Annotated in this window: 2 protein-coding genes and 1 tRNA gene; 1 reads left to right on the top strand and 2 read right to left on the bottom strand. The window is 66.8% G+C overall.

All coding sequences use genetic code 11. The annotated features are described in order from the left end of the window. Window positions 1-109: 109 nt before the first annotated feature. Window positions 110-526, bottom strand: coding sequence for an NADH:ubiquinone oxidoreductase subunit NDUFA12 (locus tag COGEMETH_RS02875; protein ID WP_238181122.1), 417 nt, complete (start codon window positions 524-526; stop codon window positions 110-112). A gap of 513 nt (window positions 527-1,039) precedes the next feature. Here COGEMETH_RS02875 and COGEMETH_RS02880 point away from each other — a divergent pair. Then, complete coding sequence (locus COGEMETH_RS02880; RefSeq protein ID WP_238181123.1) at window positions 1,040-4,771, top strand: vitamin B12-dependent ribonucleotide reductase; 3,732 nt, start codon at window positions 1,040-1,042, stop codon at window positions 4,769-4,771. A gap of 1,084 nt (window positions 4,772-5,855) precedes the next feature. Here the strand turns inward: COGEMETH_RS02880 and COGEMETH_RS02885 are convergent. Then, a tRNA-Met gene (locus tag COGEMETH_RS02885) sits at window positions 5,856-5,932 on the bottom strand. Window positions 5,933-6,000: the final 68 nt, after the last annotated feature.

Below are 6,000 nucleotides of genomic sequence, written 5' to 3' on the forward strand. Positions count from 1 at the left end.
GCGTCGCCTGAGCGGGCTCGCGTCGGCAGGCCAACGGGAGCCTGCCTCAGTGTCTTGGTTTGTCGCGGGCTTCGATCGCAAAACCGCGGGGCACTTTTGCGAAGCCCGCTCAGTCGCCCGGGTTCCACGGCACGTAGTCGCCGGTGGCGGCGGGGCGTGCGCCCCAGGAGAGCTGCGAGCCCTTGGGGCGGTAGGCGTCCGGCGAGCCGGTCTGGTTCTCGAGGTGGGGCTTCTGCCAGGCGCGGGGGGTGTAGTCCTCCTCGCTCGGCGCCACGTCGCCGTTGTGGCAGAGCCAGCCGCGCCAGCCGGGGGGCACCTTCGAGGCGTCCGCGTAGCCGTTATAGACCACCCAACGCCGCTCCGGGCCGACCGAGCGGTCGATCAGAGGGCCTTGCGCCCGGTAGTACTTGTTCCCGAAATCGTCGCTGCCGACGAAGGTGCCGCTGCGCGCGGTGTAGAGCGCGAGCGACATCGTCTGCCCGTTCCACCAGGTGAAGATGCGCAGAAGCGTGTCCTTGAGAGCCATCGCCGTCCCCGAGACCGGAACGCGGCCCGGACGATGGGCAGCGCAGGGCGGTTATGCTGAGCGCGGGCGCGCGAGTCCAGCCGAAACCCCGGACTGTCGCCCACGCGCCACGCCAGCGTGGACTTGTCGCACCGGTGGGGCCGTAGGACGGCGCGCGGGCCGGCCGCGGGTGTGGATCCGAAATTTTCCCAGTGGGATTCCGGAAGGCCGAAAGAGCACTTACGCGGACGCCGGAGATATCCACAGGCTTCTGCCCGCCGACACAACATCTAGCGGGGAACATAGCCGGCGCACACCACTTGTTGACGTGAGGGCCGCCCAGGCGTTAATGTCCGTGTCGTGGTTCGGGAGCGCCGATCCGGTCGATCCGGGCGCTCGTCCAGCCTTCATCGTCATGTCCGCCGGTCCGGGCCGCGTCTGTGTGCGATCCGGAATTCGGCTCCCGTCTCAGGGATCAACCCCCGCGCATCGCCGCGGGCCGGGACGCCGTGTCTCGTGGAAGAGGTGTGTTTCATGCGGTTCGAGCGTCGTTACACCACGGCCGGTTCCTCTCCCTACGCGGCCATCCCCTTCCGCAAGACCCTGAGCGAGATCCGCAACCCCGACGGCTCGGTGGTGTTCCGGCTCGACGGCATCGACGTGCCCGAGGGCTGGAGCCAGGTCGCCAGCGACGTGCTGGCCCAGAAGTACTTTCGCAAGGCCGGCGTGCCTGCCCGCCTGAAGCGGGTCGAGGAGAACGACGTTCCCTCGTTCCTGTGGCGCTCGGTGGCCGACGATGCGGCGTTGGCCGAGCTTCCCGAAGACGAGCGCGGCGGCTCCGAGATCTCGGCGACGCAGGTGTTCGATCGCCTGGCGGGCTGCTGGACCTATTGGGGCTGGAAGGGCGGCTACTTCACCAGCGAGGAGGATGCCTCCGCCTTCCTCGACGAGCTGCGCTTCATGCTCGCCCGGCAGATGGTGGCGCCGAACTCGCCGCAATGGTTCAACACCGGCCTGCATTGGGCCTACGGCATCGATGGCCCGAGCCAGGGCCACTACTACGTCGACTACCGCACCGGCGCGTTGACCAAGTCGGCCACGGCCTACGAGCACCCGCAGCCGCACGCCTGCTTCATCCAGTCCGTCCAGGACGACCTCGTCAACGAGGGCGGCATCATGGACCTGTGGGTGCGCGAGGCCCGCCTGTTCAAGTACGGCTCCGGCACCGGCTCCAACTTCTCGCTCCTGCGCGGCGAGAACGAAAAGCTCGGCGGCGGCGGCAAGTCGTCGGGGCTGATGAGCTTCCTCAAGATCGGCGACCGGGCGGCGGGCGCGATCAAGTCCGGCGGCACCACGCGCCGCGCGGCCAAGATGGTCATCGTCGACATCGACCATCCCGACATCGAGAGTTTCATCGACTGGAAGGTGAAGGAGGAGCAGAAGGTCGCCGCCCTCGTCACCGGCTCCAAGGTCGTCTCCAAGCACCTTACCGCGGTGATGAAGGCCTGCACCCAGTGCGAGGCGCCGGGCGACGCCTGCTTCGACCCCGAGCGCAACCCGGCCCTCAAGCGCGAGATCAAGGCCGCCCGCAAGGCGATGGTGCCGGATGCCTATACCAAGCGCGTCGTGCAATTCGCGCGTCAGGGTTTCACCAAGATCGAGTTCCCCGTCTACGACACCGACTGGGATTCGGAGGCCTACCTCACGGTGGCCGGCCAGAACTCCAACAACTCCGTGTCCTTGACGGATGATTTTTTGCGGGCGGTCGAGGCGGGCAAGGATTGGGAGCTCAAGGCCCGCGTCACCGGCAAGACCGCCAAGACGATCCCGGCGCGTGATCTGTGGGAAAAAATCGGCGAGGCGGCGTGGCAGTCGGCCGATCCGGGCCTGCACTTCAACACGACGATGAACGACTGGCACACCTGCCCGGCGGGCGGGCGGATCCGGGCCTCGAACCCGTGCTCCGAATACATGTTCCTCGACGACACCGCCTGCAACCTGGCCTCGGCCAACCTGCTGACGATGTACGACCGGCAGACCAAGCGCTTCGACGTCGAGGCCTTCGAGCACCTCAACCGCCTCTGGACGGTGGTGCTCGAAATCTCGGTGATGATGGCGCAGTTCCCCTCGCGTGAGATCGCGGAGCTGTCCTACCGCTACCGGACGCTGGGCCTCGGCTACGCCAACATCGGCGGCCTGCTGATGACCATGGGCCTTCCCTACGACTCGCATGAGGGCCGGGCGCTGGCCGGCAGCCTCACCGCGATCATGACGGGCGTCGCCTACGCGACCTCCGCCGAGATGGCCGCCGAACTCGGGCCTTTCCCGGACTACGCCGAGAACGCGGACGCCATGCTCAAGGTGATCCGCAACCATCGCCGCGCCGCGCACGGCGAGGCGGAGGGCTACGAGTTCCTCAGCATCGCCCCGGTACCGCTGGATCTGGCCAACATCCCGCAGGGTGACCTCGGCGCCCGCGCCAAGGCCGCCTGGGACCGGGCGCTCGCGCTCGGCGAGGAGCACGGGTTCCGCAACGCCCAGGCCACGGTGATCGCGCCCACCGGCACGATCGGCCTGGTGATGGATTGCGACACCACCGGCATCGAGCCCGACTTCGCCCTGGTGAAGTTCAAGAAGCTGGCCGGCGGCGGCTACTTCAAGATCATCAACCAGGCGGCCCCCGATGCGCTCCGCGCGCTGGGCTACCGCGAATCCGAGATCGCCGAGATCGAGGCCTACGCGGTGGGTCACGGCTCGATGGGGCAGGCGCCCGCCATCAACCCCGGCTCCCTGCGCGCCAAGGGCTTTTCCGACGACAAGATCGCGGCGATCGAGGCGGGGCTGAAATCGGCCTTCGACATCAAGTTCGTGTTCAACCGCTGGACGCTGGGCGACGCCTTCCTCACCGACACCCTCAAGGTGCCGGCCGACAGGCTCGGCGACCCGACCTTCGAGCTGCTGCCCTTCCTCGGCTTCTCGCGGAAGGACGTGGAGGCCGCCAACACCCACATCTGCGGGGCGATGACCCTGGAGGGCGCGCCGTATCTCCGCCCCGAGCACTACGCGGTGTTCGATTGCGCCAACCCCTGCGGGCGCACGGGCAAGCGCTACCTCTCGGTGGACAGCCACATCCGGATGATGGCGGCCGCCCAGCCCTTCATCTCGGGGGCGATCTCCAAGACCATCAACATGCCCAACGACGCGACCGTCGAGGATTGCAAGGCGGCCTACAAGCTGTCCTGGACCTTGGCGCTCAAGGCCAACGCCCTCTACCGCGACGGTTCCAAGCTGTCCCAGCCGCTGAACGCCTCCCTCATCGCCGACGACGATGACGAGGCCGAAGACGCGGTCGAGGCGATGATCCAGGCCCCGGCTGCGGCAAGAGCGGCGCAGCTCGCCGAGAAGATCGTCGAGCGGGTGGTGGAGCGCGTCGAGCGCATCCGCTCGCGGGAGAAGATGCCCCACCGGCGCAAGGGCTACACCCAGAAGGCGGTGGTCGGCGGGCACAAGGTCTACCTGCGCACCGGCGAATACGACGACGGGCGCCTCGGCGAGATCTTCATCGACATGCACAAGGAGGGCGCGACCTTCCGGAGCCTGATGAACAACTTCGCCATCGCGATTTCGCTGGGCCTCCAGTACGGCGTGCCCCTGGAGGAGTACGTCGAGGCCTTCACCTTCACCCGCTTCGAGCCGGCGGGCTTCGTGCAGGGCAACGACGCGATCAAGAACGCGACCTCGCTCCTCGACTACGTCTTCCGGGAGCTCGCCGTGTCCTATCTCGGCCGCGCGGACCTCGCCCACGTCAACCCGGCCGAGATCGGCGGCACGGTGATCGGCGGCGGCGAGACCGACACCACCCGCGAACCCGGCAAGCCGGGCCCTGCCGCCTCCAGCGTCGTCTCCCGCGGCCTGCTGCGCGGTTCGCCCGACCGGCTGACCCTTGTCCATGGCGGGCCCTCCGGCGCCACGGTCGGCGTCGGCGCACCTGCCACCGGTCACACGGCCCCGGCCGGGGGCGTCGTCCACGCGATGCGCGGCGCGACGGCCCTGAAGGCGGAGCCGGCCCCAGCGGGCCATGCGGAGACGATCGCCGAGACGCTCCCCTTCGGCCGGTCCGAGCGCAGCGTCGCCGATCGGCGGGCCGAGGCGAAGATGAAGGGCTACGTCGGCGAAGCCTGCCCGGAATGCGCCAACTTCACCATGGTCCGGAACGGGACGTGCCTGAAATGCGATACGTGCGGCTCGACGACGGGATGCTCCTGAGCCTGCCGACCGTCGTTTCGGACGGCTTTTGCTGAGAACCTATGCTTGCCGTCCGAGACGGCCGGCATAGGTCAAGAAAACCATCCATCTATCGCGCAGGAAGCGAAGACACACCCAGCCTTGATGAGGATGACTCATCAAGGCTGGTCCGCTACGAATGATTGGATATCGTTCAGCCGCCCGGCGTATGTAACACCTTCGTAACAATCGAAGATCCGAGGCGTCGGCTGTGGCCTGCGCCGGATTTCCCCGCAGCCTCCGGTAAGTTCTCTGTACGAACCATGCGATTGGTCTCGAACCGTTGAGGCGAGCGCGCCTTGCGCGTCGATCACGGCGAAGGTTGGCTGCAAACGGGCGTGATCGCGTCCCACCCCTGCCTACGACCGGACGGCTTCTGCCCACGCTTGGCAAGTCGAAGCGCAAGACCGTTCGCCATCGGCGATGATGTCGCTGGTGGCGATCTCAGAGGTCCGCGCCGTTTCTAGCGCGTGGCTACGCGCGGAAATCGACGTTGGTCATGGGCGCACGAACGCGAAGCGCGGCAGGCCGAGGGCCGGCTGTCTATACGCCGTTGGGTGTGCCGGGAGACCTCGCGCTCTCAGAGTAAGGTGTTCGCCCGACCGGCAGGTTTGCGAGAGCCGCACGGCGTATGCTTCGTCCAACATCCCTATCGAGATTGCCGCCGTTTCCCCTATCCCTGATGCATGTTCTTGCGCGGGGACGGCGCGAATTTTACCGTTTGCCGCTCAAATGGCGAACGGTCAGCGCCTGACGGAAAACGCTGACACCGCCTCTGTCGATGAGGGGCGCTCAGCGGTGCCTGCGATCTGCACGACGGGCCAAGTCTACGACAGTCGATACTGACTGGAGGAACCGCGGCCCTTATCCTGGACCGGCCGCCGCACCTTCCGTTTTGGGGGCTTTCATATACCACACTGGTCCCCCATGGCACGAAGGCGGCGAAATCTCCGTAAGCGCTTGGGAATCGGTTGGAATGACTGTGAGCAATCCGCATCGCGTGTGTCGCGGCACGAAAAAGCCGGCTCGCATGTGTGCGAACCGGCTGATTGTGTTTCGTTTATTTTGGTTGCGGGGACAGGATTTGAACCTGTGACCTTCAGGTTATGAGCCTGACGAGCTACCGGGCTGCTCCACCCCGCGCCAAGGTGTTGGGCCTTTGGGCTTTGTCCGCCTGTCGGGCGATTGTGCTGAGGGAATGCGTTGTCTTG

This window comes from Methylobacterium trifolii (genome assembly GCF_022179685.1).
In the GTDB taxonomy this organism is placed as follows: domain Bacteria; phylum Pseudomonadota; class Alphaproteobacteria; order Rhizobiales; family Beijerinckiaceae; genus Methylobacterium; species Methylobacterium trifolii.

What these genes read in the sequence shown, in the direction of transcription:
- COGEMETH_RS02875 (WP_238181122.1), bottom strand. Translation starts at nt 526, where the DNA reads ATGGCTCTCAAGGACACGCTTCTGCGCATCTTCACCTGGTGGAACGGG.
- COGEMETH_RS02880 (WP_238181123.1), top strand. Translation starts at nt 1,040, where the DNA reads ATGCGGTTCGAGCGTCGTTACACCACGGCCGGTTCCTCTCCCTACGCG.